Source organism: Paraburkholderia sp. FW306-2-2C-D06C (genome assembly GCF_058781505.1).
Map to the genome: position 1 here is coordinate 41,417 of NZ_JBYSWU010000012.1, position 25,253 is coordinate 66,669.

The window sequence follows — 25,253 nt, forward strand, 5'->3', positions numbered from 1 at the left end:
GTTACGGGCCGGTCATATAGCTGTCGAGCCACCGATTTTGATACCCATTATTGACGACTCCTAGCGGGAGGCCACCGTCGATAGCCCCCGTTATCAAGGACGCAGCTCCTTAGGCATTGGTAGCCTCAAAGAAGGCGGGTTGATCAACTGTACCATCGCCGAGTCGTCGCGATCCGTCCTTGCTTTCAGCGACCGTTGTACCTCGCAAGCAGCCGCAGACCGTCGTCCCGATCGTACGACCGAGATGGATCGACAAGAGGCGGTGGTACCTGCTCGGCCGCGGCCATTCACCGAGGTTGCGCTGGGCGAGGGACGCACGGTCTCAGTTACAAATGATCGCGACAATCGTACAGCTTTCGCTTCCCGACGATCGCGGTTAATGTGATCTGAATTCAGAGAGAAGGAGTGTCCGGTGCGTGTAGGTCGCCCGATCAAGGCAGTACCCCAGCCCTTGTGCGATTACTGCGGCGCTCACGCCGCGTTCGTGAAATACGGTGAAGCGTCGTATCCCTACCGCAACGACCACGGCGCGCTCTGGGTCTGCACAGCGTGTCAGGCGTGGATCGGCATCCACTCGCGCAGCACACGGAACGTGCCGCTGGGACGTCTCGCCGACGGCGCGTTGCGCGACGCGAAGAGCCGCCTGCACGACGCGCTCGAGCCACTGGTCTCGGGCAAGGTCAGGCGTGATCACGTCAATCCGTTCGAGGCCCGGGCGAAAGCGATCCGCTGGGTCGCATCTGAACTCGGCTTCGATCCGGTGCCGGCGTCCATCCACAACCTGTCACTCGACCAGTGCGAACAGGCGATCCGGCATGTCGAAGCATTCATCGCACATCGCGGGGCCGCTTCGTCAGAAGGCAACGTTTAAGCAACTTCCGCCCGTGGCCGCTATCCCCGTTCAAGAGATCACCAATGAACCCTGATGCCCAAAACTCTCCGATTCGTTCGCAACCCCGACTCGGCACGAGCAAGACGTGCCAAAACGATGCTGTTGCCGAGGCCGCGCGCTACCGCCGACGAGCTCGCGCTGCGGGTACACCTTGCGCTCGCAACGATGCGGGGCCGGTGTCGGCAGCGTGCGTAACGCACAGACCCTTCTCCAGACCATGATCCTGACGGGCTTTATCGCCGAGGCAGGCTACGGCGCGGCCACGGTACGAGCAACTCGTCGTCGCGGAAGCCGCCATTTCGACCGCGGCCGGGACACGGGCGAATGGCGACCGGATGAGGGCACATCAACCGTAGCCGGGGATCAGGCAGAAATCGGGTCGAACTCGGCCCTTGATTGTCGTCGCGGCCGTATCTCTGATATGGCTTCGCTATAATCAATCGCTTCCCGGCGTCGCAATGTCGAAAAAATGTCTTCCAGGCGAAACAGGTCCCCCAGCCGAGCCCGCAGGCCGCTGACGAAAGCACTTCTATTGCCGATGGATCGCGCCTCCGCCAGTGAACGGTCGCTGTCCTGTCATCTTGCGCTGGTCGCATGCCGCGACGGACATGGCAACAGCCATCTGGTCAATGAACTTATGCGCGCGGTGTACCTGAGCTGGTATCTGCAGCGTGCTGGTTGTGGCAACCTCCTGGTGGAGCGGTTCAAGATCGCCGAATATGCCGTTGAGAACACCCTGGCGCGCGCTCATGAGACGGGAGAGTGGCGGCTCGCGTCTGAGCTAATCAGCGGCTTTGAAGCGCTGCTGGCGCTGTATGACGCCCAAGTCGCAAGGGCTCCTCTTCACGAAGTATTCGAAGTGGAGCGGCAGTTGAGGGTTTTTCTGACGGGAACGGACCATTCCCCGATCCCGTAATCGACGTATCGGCAAGCCTTGGCAGATTGTGATTCAGGTGGAGCACTTGCCGAAGAGGTCGTTGCATTATTGATTTCGTCTGCCGATAAATTTCGGATTCCTGCATTTTACATAAAAGGAATTAGCAACATTTGAGCTGTAGTAGCTTTATAGAAATGTCGTGTTCTAGCCATTTAGAAATGTCGTGTTTTGGTCTCGGTATGCTTGCCGGTTCCCCGCGGGACTACGGAGCCGGCCATGCATCCAGTTGCACTGGTGACATTGAACATGCGAGAGCTCGACCGTCTGAAGGTAATCCAGTCCGTGGTGGACATGCGGCTCAAGCCCGGACGCGCGGCTGAGCGTCTGGGCCTGACCGTACGGCAGGTCCAACGTCTGGTGATCCGTTACCGCGAGTCCGGTGCGTGCGGACTGAGTTCGCGCAAGCGTGGCCGGCAAGGTAACCGGCGTCTGGACGAGAGTCTGGCCCAGCGGGCTCTGGCGATCATCCGTGAGCGTTATGCCGATTTTGGACCGACGCTGGCCTGCGAGAAGCTGGCCGAATCTCACGGCATCCGGCTCGCCAGGGAAACGGTGCGACGGTTGATGACGGACGCCGGACTGTGGGTGCCGCGCCGGCAGCGGCCGCCGAAGATCTACCAGCCGAGAAGCCGTCGTGCGTGTCTGGGCGAACTGATCCAGATCGATGGCAGCGATCACCGGTGGTTCGAGGAACGGGCGCCGGCCTGCACGCTGCTGGTGTACGTCGACGATGCGACGAGCCGGCTGATGGCGCTGCATTTCACGGCAAGCGAATCGACCTTCAGCTATTTCGAGGCGACGCGTGCGTACATCGAATGCCACGGCAAGCCCGGCGCGTTCTATAGCGACAAGGCGAGCGTGTTTCGCAGTGGCAAAGCCCATGAAACCGGCAGCAGCGTGACGCATTTCGGCCGGGCGATGTACGAGCTGAATGTGGATACGTTCTGCGCGAACAGCAGTTCCGCGAAGGGACGCGTCGAGCGCGCGCACCTGACGCTACAGGACCGGCTGGTCAAGGAATTGCGACTGCGCGGCATCAGCACGGTGGCTGACGCCAATGCGTATGCGCCCTCCTTCATGGCGGCCTATAACGCACGCTTCGCGAAGCCACCGAAGAGTGAGTTCGATGCGCACCGGCCGCTGCGAGCTGACGAGAATCTCGACCTGCTGATGACGTGGCGCGAGACGCGACGTGTGACGAAGGCGCTGACGGTGCAGTACGACCGCGTGATGTACCTGCTGGATGACACGGCGGAGAACCGGAAACTGATCCACCGCTACATCGACGTGTGGGAGTACCCGGACGGACGCATCGAGATCCGCGCCGATGGTCGGGTGTTGCCGAGCCGGCAATACGACAGACTGGCCGAAATCGATCAGGGCGTGGTCGTTGAACATAAACGCCTGAGTCACGCACTGCAGGTCGCGCAGGCGATCCAGGCGCAACGCGACAACCGGCGCATCTCCGGCTCCCCTGCGCGCACGAATCAGGGACAACCGGTTCGGGCAACGGAACGCGCGCAGGGCACGAAGAAGCAGCGTGAATTCACACAGGATGACATCAACGGTGTGATCACGGAACTGGCACAACGCAGGCAGCCGAAGCAACAACGCAAACCTGGCCGACGGTCTGCAAGGGACAGTGAAACAGGCGTAAGCGCCCTGCCCGTTCAGGCGCCCTCCTTCGACACTGCGTGATCAGTAACCCATGAGAGACAAAACTTTTTAGCCTCTAAAAACACGACATTTCTAAATAGCTGCCGCCACGACATCTTGAAATGGCTTTGACATGAGCTGTAGGCCCCAAGTAGTAATGTCGTATCTGGGGGTGCGGCGGAACGTCTGGGCCTCAGCCGGCGGCAGATCGAGCGGCTGGCCAACCGGTATCGGGCCGAAGGCGCACGCGGACTGGTTTCCCGCCGGCGCGAGCACGCCAGCAATCACCAGTTGCCGACCGGCATGGCCGACCGTGCGCTGGGCATCATCCGCGAGCGCTACGCGGATTTTGGGCCGACGCTGGCCTGCGAGAAGCTGGCCGAATGCCACGGGCTGAAGTTTGCTGCTGAGACCGTGCGGCGGCTGATGACGGATGCCGGGCTGTGGATTCCACGCCGGCAGCGTCCGCCAAAGGTCTACCAGCCGAGAAGCCGCCGGTCGTGTCTGGGCGAACTGGTGCAGATCGATGGCAGCGATCACCACTGGTTCGAGGAACGGGCGCCGGCCTGCACACTGCGGGTGTACGTCGACGATGCGACCAGCCGGCTGATGCATCTGCACTTCACGGCGAGTGAATCGACGTTCAGTTACTTTGAGGCGACGCGTGCGTACATCGAATGCCACGGCAAGCCTGGCGCGTTCTACAGCGACAAGGCGAGCGTGTTTCGCAGTGGCAAAGCCCATGAAACGGGAAGCCGCGTGACGCATTTCGGCCGGGCGATGTTCGAGCTGAACATCGACACGTTCTGTGCGAACAGCAGCTCAGCCAAGGGTCGCGTCGAGCGCGCGCACCTGACGCTGCAGGATCGTCTGGTCAAGGAGCTGAGGCTGCGTGGCATCAGTACGGTGGCGCAGGGCAATGCGTATGCGCCCTCCTTCATCGCAGCCTATAACGTACGCTTCGCAAAGCCGCCGAAGAGCGATTTCGACGCGCACCGGCCGCTGCGCGGTGATGAGAATCTCGACCTGCTGATGACGTGGCGCGAGACGCGACGGGTGACGAAATCGCTGACCATCCAGTACGACCGCGTGATGTACCTGCTGGGTAACACGGCGGAGAACCGGAAACTGATCCACCGTTACATCGACGTGTGGGAGTACCCGGACGGACGCATCGAGATTCGCGCCGATGGCCGTGTGTTGCCGTACAGGCAGTACGACCGGCTGGCCGAGATCGATCAGGGCGCGGTCGTTGAACACAAACGCCTGAGTCACGTACTGCAGGTCGCGCAGGCGATCCAGGCGCAACGCGACAACCGGCGCATCTCCGGCTCCCCTGCGCGCACGAATCAGGGACAACCGGCTCGGGAAACGGAACGCGTGCAGGGCACAAAGAAGCAGCGTGAATTCACACAGGATGACATCAACGATGTGATCACGGAATTGTCACAAAGCAGGCAGCCGAAGCAAACACGCAAACCTGGCCGTCGGTCTGCAGGATCTGCCTGAACGGACTGACACGCCCTGCCCGTTCACACGCTGTCCTTCAACGCTGTGTGAGATTCAAACCGTTAAAGACAGGCGCAAACCTGACGTCAAACCCAACCCCGGATACGACATTTCTTATATGGTCGCCTCCCATTTGCAAGGCGATTGTGCGTGGCGAGGAGGGTGGTTGCGGACTTATATCCGGACTCGATCGCGGGACGTGCCCGCCGGCCCCGATGGATTTCACCGCAAAGGTCCTAATCTAAATGAGCGGACTCAAGGTCCGAGAAATGTCTCAGGCTTGCCTTTGCGCGGTCCAACCTGTCTTGCCATCGTTCAATACACCTGTGCAACCGTGGATGAGATTAAATGCCTTGATGCATGCTTACTGCACTGGCGTTGCCTGATACGTTCGCCCATAAGCCAGCAATGCCCAGATCGTTCGCGCCATCTTGTTGGCCAGTGCGACAGCGACCACGTTCGTCGGACGTCGCGTCAACAGGAGGCGCAATCGCTCGGGCAGGTGCTTCGAACTTGAGATGACAGCCCGGGCACCGTGTATCAGTAGCGTCCGTAGATACACGTCGCCACGTTTGCTGATGCCGCCGAGTCTGATCTTGCCGCCTGAGCTGTTCTGACCTGGCACCAGGCCGAGGTAAGCCGCAAATTCACGCCCAGAACGGAAGTTCTTCGCCTGACCGATGACAGACACTGCGGCGGTGGCCGTAAGCAGACCGACGCCAGGAATCTCTGAGATACGTCGACAGGCTTCGTCACTGCGTCGCCATTCGACAATGCGCTGCTCGATGCGCCTGATCTGGTCGTCGAGCACGAGCATTCGTGAGAGCTGGTCCTGGAGGCTTTCCGTGAGCATCGTCGGCAAATGGTCTGCCAGCGTTGCGAGTGCCGCTCTGGCGGCCTCGATCGAGGCACGGCGACCCTGCGGCAGGACCACGCCGAACTCGTACAGCAGACCGCGCATCTGATTGACCTGCATGACGCGGAACCGTACGAGTTGCTGCCGCATCCGGTGAAGCGCGAGCATGGCCTGCTGGTCTTCCGTCTTGACGGTCACGAAGCGCATGCCCGGAGGCTGCGCAGCTTCCCAGATTGCCGCCGCGTCCGCTGCATCGTTCTTGTTCGACTTGACGAAGGGCCGCACGAACTGCGCTGCAATGAGCCGCACATCGTGGCCAAGCCGAGCCAGTTGCCGTGCCCAGTGATGAGCGCTACCACAGGCTTCCATCACTACACGCGACACAGACCGGTTGGCAAAGAACGGTAGCAGCTGCGCGCGTTTGAGAACCTTGCTGTGGATTGCGCCGGTGTCAGAATCGACGAAATGGATCTGGAAGACGCGCGTGGCCAGATCGATGGCAATGATCGTGGGTTCCATCTGATTCTCCTTGGCGGCAGGACTGCCGAACCCGCAATGTCGCACGTTCCGGAAGCGAGACCGCGGCGCCGGACAGACCGTTAAGGCGGGAGGCGACCATTCCATCTATTTGGCTGCCACTACGACATTTCAGAATGGCCTCGACATGAGCGGTCGTACTTTTATGTTCGGATTTGCTGATGGACGATTGTGATCGCGGCCGGCTACGAGTTTGGAACTTCGCGATGCGCGGGTTGAGGTCTACCTAACGCTTTGCGCTGAAATCATGACTGTTGAGTCGAACGGGCTGGCCGGGCCGCGCCCGCATTTTTCTTTCAGCGACTGCGACAATTCGATTTCGACCATCAGCGAACGTCCTGAGCATGCGACTGGCATCCGCGCCCACTGGTAGCCAGAAATGCACTTCAAGTGCCTCGCGCGTAATCGCACACTCGGCGTCGCCAATCCGGCCGGACAACCGGAACGCAATTGCGCTTCCGTCTGACGACACGCCTGCGGCGAAATCAACAACGTCCATCACACACCTCGTGGATTCACTTGCGAACTTTTGCTGTTCCTCGCTCTAAATTTACCAGAGCGCGGATGGTCACAGACTACGGCTGCTACAGACTGCGGATTTGGCCGCGCGCATGCGGACGGCAGGCCATCGCCCCGGCCCTCTGCAGACCGGGCTTGACGTTTGTGGGTTACGGTTTCGTGCAAGACGGTTAGTTGCATTGATGGAATTGAGAAAGACGTGGAACGGTGAGCTCTTCCGGGAGGCACTCACTGGTTGATGTTCGTTTGCATGGCTCAAGGAACTGGCGAATAAGGACGGAAAGACACGTTCGCGGTGTGGCAGAATTCCCTCCACCGTGCGGCAGCCGCAGCACGCCCGCTCCGGCCGGCAGCCGACAGTGAACTGATGGATGACCGAACCGACCGTCGACACACCGATCCGCGATGCCATTTTCGAGCACGAGATGTTCGGAGCAGGAAACACCGACTCCGGGTATCTGCTTGAAGGTATCCGCCACGTAGAAGCGACCTGGGTCTTCGATACTCTCGGCGTAGCTTTGGCATGAGTTGCGGCAACACTCTATCAAGATGCAAGTTCATCGCATTCTTCCGGCAGACGCCTATGACTAAGATCACCGTTGACAAAGTTGAAGCGGCTACGCGGCAACTCGACGAAGCAATCGAGCTGTTGTTTTCGGATCACGACCCACTTGCGATCCGCACGCTCGCGGCCGCCGCACATGGCCTGTTCGCAGATCTCGTTGGGTTAGCAGCCCCGGAGAGTCATGGCGTACGAGGCTTATTGAGGAATCTGGTCTTTCCAAAAAGGACGCGTTGGCAAGTCTGAATAGCGCCCAAAACTTTCTCAAGCACGCAGACCGCGACCCGAGTGCTCAACTTTCGTTTGAGGAGGAGGAAAACGACCACGTAGTTTTCATTGCAACAATCGAATGTGGCCAACTAGGCCAGGGGCTTTCGTTCAACATGCAAGTATTTCAAATCTGGTACCTCGCATCCTATCCCGAAAAACTTGGAAGCGAAGTCGCCATGGTAATGAAGGCTCGCGCGGCCTTCCCAAGACTTCACACACATCCACGTGAAATGAAGCTCACGCTCGGTCTGGATTTCCTTCAAAGGCTACGTGTGCAATACCGCGGCGACAATCGATTTCTGCTTGTATAACGCAAGCCCGAAAGCTGGCGCGACGAAAATGAAATGGCCTTGAACGTCGATTCAGCCCGCACGAGATCGTGGGCGCCAAGACGAGATAAGCGCAATTGAACGAGATCTTTGTGCCTCGACTGCGTCTCTCTGAGGCTCCGCCGTGTCGACGCAACCCCTCCCCGTCACGAAATATAAAAAACTGCGGCATGACGAGGTTCCACTTTTCAAACCGCTTGTTTTAGGTTGGCACCGCCGAGCAAAGCAATCAGGCTACCGTTCCTTGGCCCAAACTTCAACAGAAAGTGCCAGCGTCAAACTCGAGATTCGAGACGTGAGCACGCTGCCGGAACGGGCAGCGTGCTGCAGAGATCAAAGCGGCGGGTGCAATCCGCCGCTCGAGTAGGCTGTTATGTACCAATCGCGCCGCGGCGATGATATGAAACGTCAGTCGCCGCATGCTGTTGCCGTTATGGCTTAACGCTTCCGCTCTTCAAAATAAAAGTGAGTGCCGCACGCGAACGCCGGATCGACTGCAATCAGTTCGCCCGCGGCGCGGTAAGCGATACCGTTCTGATCGAACACCGCCTTCGTCTTCTGCAGATCGTCGACCAGCAACGTGGCCGCTGCAATGTACGCATCGCCCCGAGCAGGGTGAGCGTCACCACGTTTTTCTGCCTCGGCCGGCGAAATCAACTCGATATCGGCGCCCTCTTTCAGATCGATATGGATCTTTTCGCCGTCGAAATGCACGGCCTCGGCACCCAGCAGGCGCACATAGGTGTCTCGCGCGCTTTCCATATCGCTGACCACGCCGACGATACGCCCAAACGAATACACGCCGTTCGGATGATTCAGCCACTCGGGCTTACGCAGGGTATCGGCGGTCAGATGCTCGCACAAGTTTGCGTGGGTGAGACCTGGGTACAGATCCGGTGCCAGCATGACGGTCTCGAAGTGCAAATCCAGCGTTTCGTTTTCGAGTACGAGTAGACGATTCAGATGCTTTGGCTGGCGAATGCCCAGACCCGATGCAATCCCCGACTCGTAGCTTTCCTTAGCGGATTTTGCGTTGAATGCAACACCACTTAGTCCCTCACCATGCACCAGAAACTTGTCCAGGCCGGCCAGAAACTTGTTCGGATCGCCGACGCCGCGGATTTCGATGTAATCCTCCGGGAACATGATGCACACGTTCTCCGTGCCCCATTCCTGGTGTTTGCCACTCGGCGGCACAAGAAAACCCAGCTTTTCGAAAACCTGGCGGCTTGCCTGAAGATCGTGAACGGCAACGACCGGGTGGTCGACTCTTCCTACTTTGGCTGTCATATGAGCTTCCGTGATATGTAATGGCGTACTTGCCGATGTGAGATCCCCGACTACAGTCGCACTCGTCACAACGACTTCGTCGCTCGGCGGCTTCGACACGTTGACCGGGCCTCGACATCAGGCAAGTACATTTGATCGGCTAAGATCCAAAAAATTGGTCTCATGCCTGCGGTAAATGAAATTCACGCAACTGTGCCGGTTATCCGAGGCGGTCTTGCATCCGCTTGTATTGCGTCGCCGCCGCCACGCCTAGTGCGCGGAAGCGATGGAATGCCACGTTGCGCAAACTAGTGACTGGAATCGACAGGTCGGACGCCTGCGCGCCCGCGACACGATTGGCCAACTCGATGCCCATCGACGTCGATATCGCAATGCCTCGTCCATTGCAGCCGACGGCGATATGCAGCCCCGATCGAGGCTCATGAACGTGCGGGAGATGATCGGTCGTGACGGCAAAATAACCGCTCCACGCGTAGCTCCATTCGATCTTTCCCAAGTGGCTAAACAGTTCCTGCCCCGCGCGATGAAGGTACGGCACGATGCGCGAATGGTCGAGGCCGGCAGTCGCACCCGATCCTCCCATCACTAACCGGCCGTCCGGAGACAGACGGAACGAGGTGAGGAGTTGTCGCGTATCCGACGCGACATTGCCTTTCGGAAGAATGGCCGAGCGCACGTCGAGCGGGAGAACCTGAGTCGCAACCTGTGCCGTTCTCACTGGAACGAAGGAGGTTCGCAGTCCAGGCACAAGGTTTTCGGCATAGGCGCCGGTCGCCACGATCACACTCTTCGTGGAAACGCTGCCTGATGCTGTTTTCAGAACGAAGTTGCCCGCGCTGCCGGTGATCGACTGAACGCTGGTGCGGTTGTGAATGCGCACACCGAGCCGCAATGCGGTATGCGCGAGACCGCGCGCATAGCTGAGCGGCTGAATCGATCCGCCCCGCGGGTCGATCCAACCGATGTGGTACTTTCGCGTGCCCAGCAGATCGAACAGTTTCTGACCTTCGAGCAGGCGCGCGTCAATGCCTCTGGCTCTCCACGCCTCGCATCGATGCCGCACGGCGGCGTCGCCCGAACGCGTGTACGCTGGTTGAATCCAACCGCGGTTGATCCCGGCGCAATTAATCGAGTGTTTTTGAATGAGGTCGAACACTTTGCCCGGCGCCTGGCTCCCAAACCGAACTAGCTTTTCGCCCATTGCGCCCGGCCAGATTTTTTCGACCACGTCGGGGTCCTGTTTCAACCCCGCGATCACCTGCCCGTTATTGCGGCCCGATGCACCCCAACCCGGCTCGGCAGCATCCACCACTACGCAGTCGAGTCCCAACTCCGCGAGGTGAATTGCAGTAGACAGGCCCGTGAATCCGGAACCCACGATTGCTACGTCGCAGGACACATTTCCGCTCAAGGCCTTGAGCGACGGCGCCTTGATTGCCGTGTCCGCCCATAGCGACTGCGGCATCTGCAGTCGCTCTCCAACCAACGTCATCTGATTATGGGTGCTGCTCACTGTTCATTCCTTCGCAACATCAAGATAGGTGCTGCGAGCAGGAACTGACGCGCGTGATGGTTTTCACGCATCGCCAGGATGCTCGCCGGCGCGTCGTTACAGCCAAGATCAAGTGCCCGGATCCACTCTCATCGATCGATATATAGTATACGAAATATCCTTCACGTATCTTTTTTGATCTCTCTCCACCACCGTTCGCATGCGGGCGGTGATACTTCTTAAAGCTTCTGCGCCGTCTTGGAGCTGCTCGCGACGACTACGCCCGAGATCACCAGAACCATCGCAATCGCGCTGGTAAGCGTGAAGCGCTCTCCGCCCACGACAACGCCATAAATCGCCGCGGCGACGGGAACCATTGCGGTAAAGACGCCCGCAACGCTGCCGGAAATACGCTTGATTCCCTGCATCCATAGCCAGAACGAAAACACGCTGGCCGACAGCGCGTACCACATCACGAGAAGCCACATGTCGGATGGCACATCTGCGTAATGGAAGTTAAAAACGGCGCTTCCTCCGATTGGAAGTATCAGCAGAAGACCAATGCTGTGGGTGTAGACGCAAACATCGATCGGCGCAATCGTTGCCGTGACGCGCCGCGAGAAGATCACGTACAGTGCCTCGCAACACACCGCGCCGAACACGAACAGATTCCCCGCCAATGATTGATGCGTCGTGCCGCCCGCGTCATTTGCGTGCGATACGTTCACGAGCAAGACACCGGCTGTCGCCAGCAAGATCGACAGAATGGTTCGTGGCGCGGGTCGTTCGCCCAGCAGAATCCACGCGAAAATCGCAACCACAGCCGGGATCACGCTGGTAATGACGCCTGCGTCGAGCGCATCGGTGCGCTGAACGCCGTTGAGCATCAACAACGTGAAGAGGAAGGTGCCAAACAGCGCTTGCAGAAACAGATTGCCCCAATCCGCAAGGGCGACGCGCCTGAGTTTCGACAGCCTGATCAGCGGCCCCAGAACGACCACTGCAATCACGAAGCGAAGCGTGGCAAAAATCGGCACCGGCAAAAATTCCACCAGCGTCTTGCCGATCCCGACATTGCAACCCACAAGCAGCATCGCAGACAGTAAAAAAGCAGCGGCGCGGTTTTGATTGAACACGAAGTATTGATACAGCTGAGGTTAGAACAGTTGCCTCTGAAGGCGACGTACGCAAAAGTGAAGTTCTCGGAAAACTTGAGCACTCGGCTGCCCGTTGATTCGCGAAGCCGAGAAATTGCACCCCTGCTTCGCGGTAACAGGCTCCAGACATTCGCGCACATGGCCGGCCGCAGGTACATCGATATGCAGCCGGCTACGCGACGTAACGACCTGATTGCTTAAGGCGTGTACGGAACCGGAGTGCCGCTGCGAATCACATAGACCGTGGTCGGCGCGCCCTTCAATTCGCCGTTGTCGGCAAACGAGTAAGTGCCGGCGATGCCCTTGTAGTCCGTCTTCGCGAGTTGTGCGATCACCTTCGATTTGTCCGTGGCACTGCCCGCCTTAACGATCGCGTTGGCCAGCAGTTTCACGCCGTCGTAGTAATTGACGCCATACACCTGACGATCCGTGTGGAACGTGTCGCGGTATTTCTTCACGTATTCGCGGCCTTCGGCGGTGCTCTCGGGCGCCACGCCACCTTGCGCGCAATAGACAATCGATGCAGCCTCCCCAGCAACCTTGCCCATCTCCGCCGTACAGATGCTGTCGCCGCCGAGCAGCTTCGCGCGCAACCCGAGTGCCCGCATCTGCTTGGCCATCGGCGCGCCTTGCGCGTCGTAGCCGCCGTAGAAGATGGCGTCGGGATTCTTGCTCTTGATCGAGGTCAGGATCGAACGGAAATCGGTAGCCTGCGAGTTGGTGAACTCCTTGCCGACGATCTGGATTCCGCGCGCTTTGGCAACCTTTTCGAACTCATCGGCGACACCTTGCCCGTAGGCCGTACGGTCGTCGATGACCACCGCAGTCTTGATCTTCAACTTCTGTGCCGCGAAATCGGCCATCGTGCCGCCGAGCGACGAGTCGCTGGCACCGATCCGGAAAATGTTCCTGAAGCCCTGAGTCGTCAGTGCGGGGTTCGACGCGGTCGGCAGCAACGGCACGTTCGCACCGTTGTAAATGCGCGAGGCAGGAATCGCGACGCCCGAGTTGTACGGCCCCACGACCGCGACGACACCACGATCGACGAGACTTTGCGCGACCTGCACGCCGATTTTCGGATCGGCCTGATCGTCAACGGATGCCAGCTTGAACGTCACAGGCTTGCTGCCGATCTGCAGGTTCTGCCTGTTCAAATCGTCGATCGCGAGTTGAGCGCCATTCTCCGCATCCTTGCCGGCGGCAGCCTGCGGCCCCGTCAACGGCGCAGACAGACCGATCGTCACGACTTCCTGCGCGCATACACCAACCGAGGCCAGCAAGCCGACTCCCGCGGCGGTGGCGTACATTCCCGAATGCTTCTTCATTGTCATCTCCAACGTTCCCGCGCTCTAACGCGTAAAGACCTGCACCAGACCAAATGTCCAACATCTAGGGGCGTGTGCTGCCACGCCCTCGTGCCCTGCTCCTTGCACACAATTCCGACCTGACATGCCCGTGGCGCGACTGAACACGTGTGACCGAACCGATGCGCGACCACGTCGTTTCAGTGCTGCTCCGGCGAGATGAAACAGTCGGACCCCAACACCCGTCCCAGCTACGACCGGCTCCTCCGCCGTCAAATCGTATACCTTTAGTGACATATAGTATCTCTATTCGACATGAGCGACACCATTTCGGGGTTGCCGTACTTTCCGTGCAAAATCTGGCGGTACCCGCGCGCACAGCCAATTGCAGCAAAGCTCGGCCGTTCCGTAGCTTTCGCGCAATCAGCGATTGCGCAAGCTCTTGATCAATATGGGTTTTCAGGATCAAAGCGCCCGATTTTGCACGGAAAGTACGATAACCCCAATCAGGAGGCCGCCGAAACAGAATCCTCTTTCCGTAGGCACGGCCCAGTTATCCCTATGGCGAATGCTGGTGAAGGGGCCCCCGTCCCACGACGGCAATCACCACCTCTAAAGCCCGTGGCTGCGCGTCGCCGGCATTCGTGTGGAGCGCCGCGAGGGTGCGCCGATCCAGCCACCCTGCTGAACAATTGGTTCATCAGTTTACGCTGGACAAACGTTGACCACCCGTCGACAGTCATTGAGTCATACACTGTCAAGATCGAAGTCGGGACGACACTTCCCGTCCGGCCTAATCACATCGATGGTGGACCGCTCGCCTACGCCGCGACGCTGGCGGCAGTAACATGTTCGGAACAGGGAAGATCATAGGCCCAGCGCTCGAGCGAGGTCATCGGGACACGGATGGACTTCTGTTCTCAACGCCCTGGAGGGCGAGAAGGATGGCCTACAGCAGTTCAGGAGCCGGGTCAACGAATTGCCACGCAGGAAATTCGCGGCTGCTGCTCGGACCTAGCGGCACAACGCACTAAAACTTGTACGCTACGGATCGATACAGGCTCGCAAGCGATATGCGTACTTTCCCCTTCGCTATCGTCTCGGAAGGCTTCACGTATGTCGCCGGCAACGACGCGGAGATCGGATCCGACGGCGAATATTCAGGCGCAAACACTGAGAAGAGCGGCTTTCAAGCAGGCCCCAAACAGAAGAACGAATCTCGCGTGTCGCAAGCCCGGGGCGCTTGTCCGCGCAACATCCAACGTGGTTCCGGTGAACCAGCGCCACGTGCTTGAGCAGCGCCTCGTCGGTGTGACGACCCCGTGCGCGCAGCGTGTTGACCGAGCACACCAGATAAACGATGTTCCACATCGGTCAGCACGACACTCCAACCCATTCGTTGGTCGCTATTTGCACCACAGCCAACCCGAGATTCATGCTGCAGCAACGGGCTTTTCCACAACGTCATATTCGCCAAATTCGCCACGCACGAACACCAGATAGATCAGCGCTGAGCCGAGCGCGAGGAACGCACTGACCAGAAACGCATTGACGAACGAACCCGTGTGGTCGACGATCAACCCTGTAATCACAGGTGCGAACGAGCCGCCGATATAGCCACCGAAGTTCTGAATACTTCCCATCGAGGCGACAAGCCTGCGCGGCACAATTACGCTGACGAGCGACCACGCGGCGCCCGACGCGAGATTCAGGCACACCATGGCCGACGAAATGAATGCGATTGCGAGGGGCAAATTCGGTGTGTAAGCCGCCGGCACGGTGAAGAGCGCGGCACCGACCATGCCGACGCAGATTGGCCACTTGCGGCTGGTGATCGCGGAGGCGCCGCGCCGGAGCAGGCCATCGCACACGAAGCCACTGCCCACCATGCCGACAGTGCCGAACAAATAAGGAATCGCCACGACCCACCCCGTGTTCGCGATGCTCAGGTGCCGCTCATGTTCGAGATACGCGGGCAGCCACGTCAGGAAAAGCCAGATCATATAAATGACCCCACTATAGCCGAAGATCATGCCCCACGTGATCGGATAGGCGAAAACACGGCGCCATTCAGCGAACGTCAGCTTGCTCTCCTGCTCCGCCGTCACATCGCCCTCTTCCAGATGCGCCACCTCATCGCGCGTGAGCGAGATTTCGGCGCGATTGCGATAGATGCCATACCACGCGAGCGCAACTGCGATGCCGAGCCCGCCCATGATGGCGAACATGCTGCGCCATCCGAATGCCAGCATCAGCATAGTCAGAATCGGCGGCGCGAGACCGGGGCCGATCGTCGAAGACGCGATGAAGATACCGGTTGGACGTCCGCGCTCGCGAAGCGCGAACCATTCGCTTACCACCTTTGCGCCAGCCGGAAATTGCGGTGCTTCGCCCACGCCAAGACAGACGCGCGCGACCAAGAACTGCTGCAAGGTATTAACGAAACCGCCGGCGAATTGCGCGAGCGACCAAAGGAACATCCCAAGCCCGAGCATGATCCGCGCGCCGAAACGGTCCAGCAACACACCCGTGGGTAACTGAACGAGTGCGTAGGCAAACGAAAACGCCGAGAGCAACATGCCCATTTGCGCGGCGTTCAATCCCAACTCATGAGAAACCGAATGATTGGCAATCGAGAGTGTGCTGCGATCGAGGTAATTGACGACTCCTGCCAACATCAGGAACGTGATGGCGATCCATTGGATGCGCCGCAGGCGGGCGGATTTCTGTTGCATCGTGTCTCCTTCATGTTTTAATCGTACTGGTATTCGCCCGTTGAAAGCAGCAACATCAGGCAGTGAAGTGCGTGCTGCGAACCGCGCTTGCGTTGATCTTAAAATAGATGGAAATTTATTGTCGAATGACTTAAACAGATCAAGGCATGTCGGTTTAGCATCTTCATTCACGAGCGCTGACACCACTAGGAGAAGCATGGATTTCCGCCAGATTCGCACCTTTCTCGCCGTCGCCGACACGCGAAGCACAACCCGCGCAGCGGAGCTGCTGCATATTGTGCAATCGGCCGTGTCGCGGCAATTGAAGCTGCTAGAAGGAGAAATTGGGGTGCCGTTGTTCGACCGCGACCGCACTGGGATGCAATTAACTGACGCGGGGCGCATCTTTCTCGAACACGCGCGGCGCGCGCTGCAGGAAATCAATCAGGCGCAAAGCGAAATTCGCCCTGTCCCGGGCCAGGTGGCGGGCGCTATATGTATCGGGTTGCTGCCTAGTAGTTGCGAGATCATCGTGTCGGAATTCCTGCGGCTGTTGCACGCGCACTATCCCGCGGTCCGTGCGACGTTTTCGGTCGGCTACACGGACCATCTGACGCGTTGGCTAGAGACGGGCGAAATAGATGTCGCGCTGCTTTATCAGCCCGACCCGACACCCGGCATCGATATCAAGAATCTCGTCATCGAGCCATTGAGCCTCGTGGCGAGCGGCGCAGGCGACCTGCGCGAAGATGCGCCCGTGCCGCTTCGGGAACTCGGACGTACGCCCTTGATCTTGCCAGGATACCCGCATCGTCTGCGACTGCTGGTCGAGAGGCGTTGCAAGGCGGCGGGCGTGACGATCGCCACCGCAGACGAAGCCAACACCATGGCCGTGCAGAAGGTTCTAATCGCCGAGGGATATGGGCGGGGCATCATGCCGCGCGTTGCCGCGCGCCAGGAACTCACTACAGGCGCGTTCTGCGCGGCACCGATCGACGACCCGGCGTTCGCGCGCCGCATCGTGCTGGCGCGCCCCACGACACGCGGCGCGACGCCCGCCGTACGGAATGCCACGGACCTCCTCGTAGCAAGTGTGCGCGTATGTGCGGCGACCGACGACTGGCGCGAAGCGACGTGGATAGGCGACTAGGTTGCGGGCGCGGGGCCGAAGCGAACCAAGCGGTGTCCAGGCTCCGCCGATTCGTTTCCAGGTTGGATTTTATCGGGAAACCTGCGATCAAATCGGTAGCCGCCCACTCGATGTACCATTGCTGCTACCTTCGATTCCCCGAACAAAGTCGGGCTTCAGCCAACAACGGCAGTCCGTTCCGTTGGCTGAAGCCGGCGCCATAGGTTACCGAAGCCGATGGATTCTGACCTGTAGAGAGGTGAAAGGATCGAGCCGCAATCTAGGTAGTGGTTTCTGCCGAACCTTGACAACGCGCGTGTGGGAGCTGCTCGTGAAAGGTACGTTGCCTCTTTTCAAGGCTGAAGACGATATCGCTGTGTTTAGCCTCCAAATCGACGACAGTTGTGGAAACAATACACATCGTATTCATTCTTAATATCTCTATCGGTTGGTTGATTGAAATTCGGCTTTGGCTTTTTGCTTCTGACTCAACGCTGAGGTATGTCGCGCGTCGCGCATGAGCAGAGAGATGGAAATAACGGAAATCAGGCCACCCACGCACATATAGGTGGATACCAGCCAAGGCTTTCCGTTTTGTACTTGGACGAGATATGCCGCAATGAAGGGAGTCGGGCCTGCAACGAAAATTGAATTGAATTCTCGTGTCACAGCAATGCCGGTGAAGCGAAGCTCAGTAGGGAACAGGTTCGATAGAAAGGCGCCTTGACCTGCGATGATCGGTCCATAGACAAAGAAGGCACAAAGTGCCATCGCCGAAGTGATGATAAGCAGATTGGCACTTTGCATCGCGATAAGAAGCGGAAATCCTGCCACCACTAGCATGAATGCACCGATGCGGTACGAATTGCCAGGCCCGATATGGTCAGCGATATTGCCCATGATCGGAGCTGACGCAAATCCAACCAATGTCGTTACGGCCATGGCAACCAAAGAGTCCGATCTTGAAATTCCCAAGCGTGTTGTCATGTAAGACATGGAGAAGGCCACCAGAACGTAGAAGACAACATTGAGGGCTGTTCCAGAAAGCATGCCTAGTACTATAGTCCGCGGCTTGGACTTCACCAGCTCAAATAACGGCACTCGACTCTTTGCGTTTCTCTCTATTGCAGCCTGATGTGCACGCGCAAACTCAGGAGATTCTTCGATTCGATGCCTGATGAACAGTGCTACCAAAAATAATATGGCCGAAAGTAAGAATGGGACTCGCCAGCCCCACGAAAGCAGAGTCTGTTCTGGCATAGAAGCCACAGCAAGGAATGCTAGAGTAGACAGAAGTGCACCACCAGACGCCGCACCGTTTGGAATGGCTGTGACAAATGCGCGACGGCTTGGTGGCGCGTATTCAGCAACCAATGTCATCGCACCGGCCAACTCCGCACCAGCGCCAGCGCCTTGTAGCATTCGAAGGATTACTAATAGTACAATTGCCCAATGACCAGCCCGCTCGAATGTGGGCAACAATCCCATCAACGTTGTTGCCAAACCCATGAGTATGAGCGTCGCGACTAGGACTGGCTTACGCCCGTAACGATCCCCAAAGTTCGCAATCAGAAGTCCACCTACCGGTCGAGCAAAGAAGCCGACTGCAAAGGTGGCGAATGCGGCCAGTGTTGCCGTTTCCGGATCACTGCTCGGGAAAAACAGCTTCGGCAATATCAACGCCGACGCAGCACCGTACAAACCGTAGTCGTACCACTCAATCAACGTGCCGACGATACCTGCTCCCAGCGCTCGACGTGCCATTGGGCTGAGTTTTTCCCTCTTATCTGCTCGGGTGCTCATGCCGCATCTCCCTTCGCATCCATAGGAAGCACGCGCGAACTGATGTGGACGTGGATGCCTCGAGTGAGGCTCTGGGCGCAATCGAGCGGCCGCAGTCTGTTCGGTGCAGTCATGTGCTGTCTCCATTTTTTGGGCACTGAAGGTGCTCTAATAAAAAGAATCGTGGGGACTTCTAACCCGCATCGCACTCTCAACCTATTCGCTATTTGACTAGAGTTCTGTCTATCTGTACACACGAAACGCTGGCGCAAAATGGGATGCGTTCATCTATACGGATTTTGGACGCTCATTCAGCCAACTCTTGTCACCGCCGAAGCCACGCCCCACGCCGGGCTCGATAAGCCGGACGAAGGCTCGGCGATGACTCGTGCTGACCGGCGTTCTGTTCGAGCTGTAGTCCGACATTCCCTGAGAGATGCATCCTCGCAGGACATGCGTTGCGGTTCGGGCGTGAGTTGCTGGCCAGACCCTTCCCCTCAATCAGGCAATCTCGTACATTCGCGGCGAGCGTCGATGGCCGCTGTCGCAGCTCGTTGACGTGCAGGCTGGTCACGGCTACGACCACGACAAATATCGCAGGCCGCTGCATGCTGGCACCAGCATCACGCAGGTCGCCCGTCCGGGTGAGTCACACGGCGAGGCCGCGGCCGAATCCGGCGGGCTTTCAAGCGTACCTTTGTTCGGCTGCACAACTTTAGGCGCTTGCGTGTCCGGTTCGAACGCCTCGCGGCCATACACGAGGCGCTCATGAAAACCGCCGCTTGCGTTAACTGCTTGCGGCAAATTCAAAATTCGTTGTGCCAGTACTTCTTAGTCGATTTTCCAACCCTCCGGAACCCGGGCTCTAGGGATCTTTGCCAGATCGCAGATGGCATCGGCGATACCAGTGAAGTCGATGCGACCATACTCGCTGGCACGCGCCAGACTGAATGATTCGAAGACCGCGGCCGCCAGGGGCATCGGCACCTTCAAGGCGTGCGCGGCACCAAGAACCAGTGACATGTCCTTGTGCGCCAGGTCGATGGTGAAACCCGGCGTCGTATCATTCACCAACACCTTGTTCGGAAAGTTCATGCGCAGTTGCCCGTTACTCGCGGAGGTGCCGAAGAGTACTTGCAGTGTCTTCGCGATGTCCAGGCCGAAGCGCTGGGACAGCGCCAGCGCCTCACCGTTCATCTGACACAGTGCAACCACCATATAGTTGTTAACCAGCTTTGTGCGGCCGCCGGCCCCGACCCCACCGCAGTGGTAGACGGTCGTTCCCATCGCGTACAGCAGCGGTTCGATGCGTTTGAAATCCTCATCGCTCGCCCCAACCATAAACAGCGACTCGCCGCGGTCAGCGTGCTGGGCGAGCCGGCCGACCGGCGCGTCCACGACAGACAGGCCACGTTGTTGTGCCGCCACGTGGAGGCGTTCAGTCGCAAGCGGATCGATGGTGCTCATGTCCAGAAGAATCCCGCCCGGCCTTGCGTTGGGAAAGATTCCCTCTGGACTCAGCGCCACCTGCTCAACCTCCACGGAACTCGGTAGCATGGTGATGACGATCCCGCATTCCTTCGCGATCTCGGCCAAGTTGACCGCCTTTCGTGCGCCCAGTGACACCAGCTCGTCGACGGCAGCGGCGTTCACGTCATGCACCACCAGCTCGTACCCTTTCTTGCTCAGATTAGAGGCCATGGGCTTGCCCATGCGACCCAAGCCGATGAATCCGATCTTGTCCATTTGAGTATGTCTCCTTTGATTGACGATTACTGACCGACGTAGGCAGTCTTTACGCGAGTGTAGAAGTCGGCAGCATAGCTACCTTGCTCGCACGGCCCGTAGCCCGAAGACTTGGCGCCACTCAACGGAACGTGATAGTCAAGCCCAGCCGTCGGGAGGTTGACCATTGCCAGCCCACTTTTGATATTCATGCGGAAATGCGTGGCGTACTTGTGCGACGTCGTGCAGATGCCCGCCGACAGTCCGAACGCCGTGTCGTTTGCGGTATGCAGCGCCTCGTCGTAGTCCTTGACACGAATTACCGCTGCAAATGGGCCGAAGACCTCCTCGCGGTTGATCTGCATGTCGTTGCGGGTTGCCGTGAACAATGCGGGCTGCATGTAGAAACCAGGCGTCTCGCGTTCGATCAACTGGCCGCCTTCCACCAACTCCGCGCCTTCGCGCTTTCCGGCTTCGATGTAGCGTTGCACCATATCAAGTTGGCGCTGGTTGATCAGGGGCCCGATTTGCGTGTCGTGATTCATGGCATGGCCAATCTTCAAGGACCGCATGCGCGCCCGTAGCGCCTCGACGAACCGGTCGTGCACGCCCTCCGCGATGATGAGCCGGCTGGACGCGGTGCAACGCTGCCCAGCGGAGAAGTAGGCGCCGTTCAATGCGCACTCTACGGCCGCGGGGAGATCCGCGTCGTCAAGCACCACGAGCGGGTTCTTACCACCCAATTCCAGTTGAACGCGAACCATATTCTCCACGGCGGCACGCGCGAGCAGGTGTCCTGTCGGCACGCTTCCCGTAAAGCTCAGCGCGTCAATGCCATCCATCAGGGCGGCTCCAGTGACAGGACCGGCACCGTTGACCAGATTCGCTACGCCGGCCGGCAGCCCGTTTCGCTCCATTACGCGGAACAGCTCAGCGGCAATGCCGGGAGTTTCCTCCGACGGCTTCAGCACCACCGTGTTGCCGAATGCCAGCGCCGGCGCGATCTTCCAGGCGGCGATGGCGATCGGAAAGTTCCATGGAGTGATCAATCCGATGACGCCAACCGGTTCCCGGCTGGTCTGGACCCCGATATCCGGGCGCGTGGATGGCAAGTTCTCGCCACCATAGCGCAGCGCCTCGCCAGCGAAGAAGTGGAAAACATGGCTCGCACGCATTACCTCGCCGATGCCGTCAGCGCGCGTCTTGCCGCCCTCGCGGGAGACCAGTTCACCGATCTCTTCCCGTCGCGTTGCCAGCTCGATCCCTACTCTCTGCAGAAGATCGCTGCGGGTCTGAATCGTCTGCGCCGCCCAGCCTGGTTGCGCGGCACGCGCTGCCGCGATGGCCTGCCGCACCTGTCCGGCGTCGGCTTGTGCGAAAGTCCCAACGCAATCGCGAACGTCCGACGGATTCAGGCTATTGAAGGTCGCATCGCCGCCGACCCATTCGCCCCCAATCAAATTTCCTTGAACAGCCATGTTCCATGTCTCCTGTAGGCGTAACCAAATCCCGGGTTGGCGCCCTGTGCGCCACGGGTTTCGATAAGTCATTCTAAATATGCGTGGGTCTGACGGTCGAATGACATTTTCCGATCTGTCTATCACGGAATAGCATGAGGACGCGGTTGAGGGATCGGATGAAAGCATCCGCTCACGCAGCGACAGGGAGGCTCGCTTCTCACGTTCGACAAGCCAATTCTCTCGGTGGCCGTACCCCTACGCGAAGCCGGCTCCCTCCGCCCAGCCCGCCGCGTGTGGATCACTTTGATTCTTTGGCTGTTGCTGCTCAGCAAGTACTCGTCCATCACCAGAACCTGTCACAACTGCGGGTCGGCACGGCACCTCAAGCGTTGAGATGCCAGATTCAGGTCGTGGAAAATCTCTAGATGGTCTGCAGCCCTCAGAGCGAGGTCCTGTATTCGCAAATAGCCGAGCGAGGCCAGAATTGATCTGGTCTAGGGCGAGAAAAGCCTCGGCATATCACAAGACCGGGCCAGTTACTAGGGATTTGTCGTCAACAAGAAACTAGATGCAGTGATGCGTCGCCACCTTACCTTGACCTCGCTGGTGATGCTGTCAAAATTCACCGCGTGGATCGATCGCCATCGTATGCGCTGACAGTAAATTCTCCGCGCTCTCGACCATTCGCCGCGAGGTAGAAAGTTGGCGGGGAAAGCGTCAGCCACGTTTGGCGCCGGAGTTCACCACGCTGACTGCAATCTGGCCTGTGTTGCCAACTTACTCGTCCTAGGCTCAACGAGATTGCCGTTATCCCGGCCGCCGAGCCCGCGGCCTCACAATTCACGGCCTCCTACGTCGTGGCAGGAATCCGATCCCGCAAGCAGACTTATGCCGTCAAGTACGTTCTCTCCAGCGCGACAAACCCAGGAGATCAAGGGTCGTGCGGCCTTGGCGCAGTTCGTCCATGATCCGCGCTTCCTTGTCGAAGCGAGCCTGGCCTAGGGCCAGTGTCGCCTCGACATGCGTGGTGGGAATGACGACTACGCCATCATCGTCGGCCACTACCAGGTCGCCAGGGACAATGGGCGTGCCGGTGAAACTCAGTGATTGCCCCACCGACGGAACGCTGGCCTTGATAGTTCCTCGCACGGAGATCCCGCGCGAGAACACCGGGAAATGGCGCGAGGTCAGCGCCGCGATGTCGCGCACACCGCCATCGATTACCAGGGCAGCAATGCCCGCCGCCTCGGCGGCGACCGTGAGCACTTCGCCCCAATAGCCAGCAACGAAGCCGTGGGTGGACACTACCAGGATGCTTCCGCGCGGCGCCTTCTCCATAGCGATGTGGATGGCCAGGTTATCGCCCGGAGCACATTCCACGGGGTAGGCGGGGCCCGCCACGGAGGCGCCCGGCCAGATGGTACGAACGAGGGGATCGACAGCGCTGGTCGGCAGGCCTGAAGCCTCGTAGAGCGTGGACGAGCCCAATTTGCGAGCGAGTTCAAGGGTGGCGACGCTGAAGGTGTGGAGTGCGCACATTATGCTTTCCTTTGCAATGTGTGGTAGCCCAGCGCCTTGCGCGCCTGCCCCAGGGTCTTACCTTGCGCAATCTGCGCACGGATCTCGGCTTCCACTCCTTCGATTTGCTGCGCCACGTCTGCCACTTCGCGGGCGCGATCTCGCGGTACCACCACGACGCCGTTGGCGTCCGCCACAACGATGTCGCGCGCGGTCACACGGGCCGTGCCGATGGAGACCGGCACGCCCACGGCCTCGACCTGTACGCGATCCTTGCCGGTACGCATAAAGCGGCCCTTGGTAAATAGCGGATATCCATCACCCAGCGCCTTGGAGACATCGCGGCACACCCCATCTATGACGGTCGCACGGATGCCGCGCAAGCACGCGTACTGGGTCATGATGTCGCCCCATACCGTGCAGTCAGTTCGGCCGTCGTTGTCGATCACGATGACGTCGCCCTCGGCCACGTCGTCGATAAAGTCACCCACGGAACCGGCCGGTGTGGTGGCCGAGACGTATTTAACGGTGAATGCGGTACCAACGATCGTGCCCTTGTAGTTGTCGAGCGGAGCGATGCCCATGCATTGGCCGGGCAGACCCAACTTGTCCATAGCATCGGATACTCCGGGCGTATCCAGCCCCTCGAACAGGGCGACCAGTTCCTGGTCTTCTGCGCTAATAGCGGATGTGTTCACTTCGCGTCTCCTTGATTGATGGCTTCGAACTCCTTGTCGTGCATGACTTCGGCGACCGAGCGACCTGCGCGCACGGCGGCGACCATGCCGTCCTGGCGGCGTGCGATGCGTTCGCCGAGTTCGAGCACCTCCTCGATACGTGCAGCTGCCACGAACACTGCGCCGCAGCGGTCGGCGATCACATAGTCGTCCTGGTGCACCGTCGCGCCCCTGACCTGCACCGGTTCGCCCGAGCCAGTCTGGATCACGCGATTGCGCGCACTGATCATGGTGACGCCGCGTCCATAGACGGGATAGTCGATCGACTCGCTGCCCTCGATGTCGCGGCTGTACCCGTCTATAACGGAACCTCTGATCTTCTTGGCGCATGCTGCATTAGCCAGAATGTCCCCCCAGCACGAGATGCCATCTACGCCGCCAGCGATCACCAGCACCCGGTCGTCGCTGGTGACGGCATCGATCACCGGCGAAATGAGATGCACCGTGGGCTTCGCATCGGTTTTGGGACCGAGCTGGATGGTGCTGGCGCGGCCCACAATCTTCGGGCAGTCCCATAGCGGCCGCAGGCCATGCGTGGCGCCCGGGAGGCCGAGGAAATCAAGTGCGTCTGAGACGGTGTTGGTGTCGAGCGCGGCAAGGCGCCCAAGCAAAGAAGGCTGGCCATTCACGTTAATCTCCTAACAAATTCGACAAACTCTCGTTTCCCGTTAATGATTTGCAAATTTCTAATTGCTTATCTCGCTTTTCAACTTAGCCATCTGCGGCCGCTTCATTGCCAGAGCTTGATCACTGCGAGCCGATCGCCTGGCAGCGCGCGCTTGCTTTTCTCCTCGAGCGTCATATCCACGCACCGGTAAAAGCTTATCTGCCAGTTCGCTCTCGTTCGTCGACGAATGCCAATACCTCCACCAAGGACG

19 protein-coding genes and 1 pseudogene are annotated in these 25,253 nt (G+C 59.1%); 7 read left to right on the plus strand and 13 right to left on the minus strand.

All coding sequences use genetic code 11. From position 1 onward, the window contains the following. Nucleotides 1-412 precede the first annotated feature (412 nt). From AC3WLT_RS11605 to AC3WLT_RS11620, 4 genes and pseudogenes are all read left to right on the plus strand, one after another. Entirely contained in the window at nt 413-871 is a 459-nt protein-coding gene (locus tag AC3WLT_RS11605) for a zinc-finger-containing protein (RefSeq protein ID WP_168435992.1), read from the plus strand. Between the two features lie 559 nt (nt 872-1,430). Continuing rightward, complete coding sequence (locus tag AC3WLT_RS11610; protein WP_154566905.1) at nt 1,431-1,808, plus strand: hypothetical protein; 378 nt, start codon at nt 1,431-1,433, stop codon at nt 1,806-1,808. Between the two features lie 237 nt (nt 1,809-2,045). Then, the gene (locus tag AC3WLT_RS11615; protein ID WP_492591983.1) at nt 2,046-3,527 is read left to right on the plus strand and encodes an ISNCY family transposase; all 1,482 of its coding nucleotides are present in this window, start codon (nt 2,046-2,048) and stop codon (nt 3,525-3,527) included. A 132-nt stretch (nt 3,528-3,659) separates the two neighbouring features. Further along, nucleotides 3,660-4,994: pseudogene (locus AC3WLT_RS11620) on the plus strand (ISNCY family transposase); the annotation flags it as partial. Between the two features lie 364 nt (nt 4,995-5,358). Here the strand turns inward: AC3WLT_RS11620 and AC3WLT_RS11625 are convergent. Together AC3WLT_RS11625 and AC3WLT_RS11630 are read right to left on the minus strand one after the other, a co-directional pair. Further along, the gene (locus AC3WLT_RS11625) at nt 5,359-6,369 is read right to left on the minus strand and encodes an IS110 family RNA-guided transposase (protein ID WP_492591984.1); all 1,011 of its coding nucleotides are present in this window, start codon (nt 6,367-6,369) and stop codon (nt 5,359-5,361) included. A 244-nt stretch (nt 6,370-6,613) separates the two neighbouring features. Next, the gene (locus AC3WLT_RS11630; protein WP_154566417.1) at nt 6,614-6,886 is read right to left on the minus strand and encodes a DUF1488 family protein; all 273 of its coding nucleotides are present in this window, start codon (nt 6,884-6,886) and stop codon (nt 6,614-6,616) included. Between the two features lie 391 nt (nt 6,887-7,277). Here AC3WLT_RS11630 and AC3WLT_RS11635 point away from each other — a divergent pair, with 391 nt between their 5' ends. Together AC3WLT_RS11635 and AC3WLT_RS11640 are read left to right on the plus strand one after the other, a co-directional pair. Continuing rightward, the gene (locus tag AC3WLT_RS11635; protein ID WP_154566416.1) at nt 7,278-7,433 is read left to right on the plus strand and encodes a hypothetical protein; all 156 of its coding nucleotides are present in this window, start codon (nt 7,278-7,280) and stop codon (nt 7,431-7,433) included. A 56-nt stretch (nt 7,434-7,489) separates the two neighbouring features. Continuing rightward, nucleotides 7,490-7,714 (plus strand): hypothetical protein, encoded by a 225-nt coding sequence (locus AC3WLT_RS11640; protein ID WP_154566415.1) that lies wholly within the window; start codon nt 7,490-7,492, stop codon nt 7,712-7,714. A 791-nt stretch (nt 7,715-8,505) separates the two neighbouring features. On the opposite strand, the gene AC3WLT_RS11645 is transcribed toward AC3WLT_RS11640, so the two are convergent. The 5 genes from AC3WLT_RS11645 to AC3WLT_RS11665 form a co-directional block, all read right to left on the minus strand. Next, nucleotides 8,506-9,357, minus strand: coding sequence for a VOC family protein (locus AC3WLT_RS11645; protein ID WP_154566414.1), 852 nt, complete (start codon nt 9,355-9,357; stop codon nt 8,506-8,508). 199 nt (nt 9,358-9,556) lie between these two features. After that, nucleotides 9,557-10,870 (minus strand): NAD(P)/FAD-dependent oxidoreductase, encoded by a 1,314-nt coding sequence (locus AC3WLT_RS11650; RefSeq protein ID WP_492591985.1) that lies wholly within the window; start codon nt 10,868-10,870, stop codon nt 9,557-9,559. A gap of 218 nt (nt 10,871-11,088) precedes the next feature. Then, on the minus strand, nt 11,089-11,985 hold the full coding sequence (locus AC3WLT_RS11655) for a DMT family transporter (RefSeq protein WP_267905072.1): 897 nt from the start codon (nt 11,983-11,985) through the stop codon (nt 11,089-11,091). Between the two features lie 218 nt (nt 11,986-12,203). Then, nucleotides 12,204-13,313 (minus strand): branched-chain amino acid ABC transporter substrate-binding protein, encoded by a 1,110-nt coding sequence (locus AC3WLT_RS11660; protein ID WP_154566425.1) that lies wholly within the window; start codon nt 13,311-13,313, stop codon nt 12,204-12,206. 1,430 nt (nt 13,314-14,743) lie between these two features. Beyond that, entirely contained in the window at nt 14,744-16,045 is a 1,302-nt protein-coding gene (locus AC3WLT_RS11665; RefSeq protein ID WP_154566413.1) for an MFS transporter, read from the minus strand. 196 nt (nt 16,046-16,241) lie between these two features. Here AC3WLT_RS11665 and AC3WLT_RS11670 point away from each other — a divergent pair, with 196 nt between their 5' ends. Then, nucleotides 16,242-17,174, plus strand: a complete 933-nt coding sequence (locus tag AC3WLT_RS11670; protein WP_166618322.1) for a LysR family transcriptional regulator — start codon at nt 16,242-16,244, stop codon at nt 17,172-17,174. A 420-nt stretch (nt 17,175-17,594) separates the two neighbouring features. Here AC3WLT_RS11670 and AC3WLT_RS11675 read toward each other — a convergent pair whose 3' ends face one another. The 6 genes from AC3WLT_RS11675 to AC3WLT_RS11700 form a co-directional block, all read right to left on the minus strand. After that, nucleotides 17,595-18,956, minus strand: a complete 1,362-nt coding sequence (locus tag AC3WLT_RS11675; protein WP_154566411.1) for an MFS transporter — start codon at nt 18,954-18,956, stop codon at nt 17,595-17,597. Between the two features lie 810 nt (nt 18,957-19,766). After that, nucleotides 19,767-20,681: an NAD(P)-dependent oxidoreductase gene (locus AC3WLT_RS11680; RefSeq protein WP_154566410.1), complete on the minus strand. Its 915-nt coding sequence runs from the start codon at nt 20,679-20,681 to the stop codon at nt 19,767-19,769. 26 nt (nt 20,682-20,707) lie between these two features. Next, nucleotides 20,708-22,138, minus strand: a complete 1,431-nt coding sequence (locus AC3WLT_RS11685; RefSeq protein WP_154566424.1) for an aldehyde dehydrogenase family protein — start codon at nt 22,136-22,138, stop codon at nt 20,708-20,710. An 876-nt stretch (nt 22,139-23,014) separates the two neighbouring features. Further along, nucleotides 23,015-23,659: an RraA family protein gene (locus tag AC3WLT_RS11690; protein ID WP_154566409.1), complete on the minus strand. Its 645-nt coding sequence runs from the start codon at nt 23,657-23,659 to the stop codon at nt 23,015-23,017. Then, entirely contained in the window at nt 23,659-24,321 is a 663-nt protein-coding gene (locus AC3WLT_RS11695; RefSeq protein ID WP_168435974.1) for an RraA family protein, read from the minus strand. Before AC3WLT_RS11695 ends, AC3WLT_RS11690 begins: the two co-directional genes overlap by 1 nt. An 11-nt stretch (nt 24,322-24,332) precedes the next feature. Next, the gene (locus AC3WLT_RS11700) at nt 24,333-25,004 is read right to left on the minus strand and encodes an RraA family protein (protein ID WP_168435972.1); all 672 of its coding nucleotides are present in this window, start codon (nt 25,002-25,004) and stop codon (nt 24,333-24,335) included. Nucleotides 25,005-25,253: the final 249 nt, after the last annotated feature.

Excerpts from the sequence above, each read along its gene's own strand:
- AC3WLT_RS11610 (WP_154566905.1), top strand. The coding sequence starts at position 1,431 with ATGGATCGCGCCTCCGCCAGTGAACGGTCGCTGTCCTGTCATCTTGCG.
- AC3WLT_RS11615 (WP_492591983.1), top strand. The coding sequence starts at position 2,046 with ATGCATCCAGTTGCACTGGTGACATTGAACATGCGAGAGCTCGACCGT.
- AC3WLT_RS11625 (WP_492591984.1), bottom strand. The coding sequence starts at position 6,369 with ATGGAACCCACGATCATTGCCATCGATCTGGCCACGCGCGTCTTCCAG.
- AC3WLT_RS11630 (WP_154566417.1), bottom strand. The coding sequence starts at position 6,886 with ATGGACGTTGTTGATTTCGCCGCAGGCGTGTCGTCAGACGGAAGCGCA.
- AC3WLT_RS11635 (WP_154566416.1), top strand. The coding sequence starts at position 7,278 with ATGACCGAACCGACCGTCGACACACCGATCCGCGATGCCATTTTCGAG.
- AC3WLT_RS11640 (WP_154566415.1), top strand. The coding sequence starts at position 7,490 with ATGACTAAGATCACCGTTGACAAAGTTGAAGCGGCTACGCGGCAACTC.
- AC3WLT_RS11645 (WP_154566414.1), bottom strand. The coding sequence starts at position 9,357 with ATGACAGCCAAAGTAGGAAGAGTCGACCACCCGGTCGTTGCCGTTCAC.
- AC3WLT_RS11660 (WP_154566425.1), bottom strand. The coding sequence starts at position 13,313 with ATGTACGCCACCGCCGCGGGAGTCGGCTTGCTGGCCTCGGTTGGTGTA.
- AC3WLT_RS11665 (WP_154566413.1), bottom strand. The coding sequence starts at position 16,045 with ATGCAACAGAAATCCGCCCGCCTGCGGCGCATCCAATGGATCGCCATC.
- AC3WLT_RS11670 (WP_166618322.1), top strand. The coding sequence starts at position 16,242 with ATGGATTTCCGCCAGATTCGCACCTTTCTCGCCGTCGCCGACACGCGA.
- AC3WLT_RS11675 (WP_154566411.1), bottom strand. The coding sequence starts at position 18,956 with ATGAGCACCCGAGCAGATAAGAGGGAAAAACTCAGCCCAATGGCACGT.
- AC3WLT_RS11680 (WP_154566410.1), bottom strand. The coding sequence starts at position 20,681 with ATGGACAAGATCGGATTCATCGGCTTGGGTCGCATGGGCAAGCCCATG.
- AC3WLT_RS11685 (WP_154566424.1), bottom strand. The coding sequence starts at position 22,138 with ATGGCTGTTCAAGGAAATTTGATTGGGGGCGAATGGGTCGGCGGCGAT.
- AC3WLT_RS11690 (WP_154566409.1), bottom strand. The coding sequence starts at position 23,659 with ATGTGCGCACTCCACACCTTCAGCGTCGCCACCCTTGAACTCGCTCGC.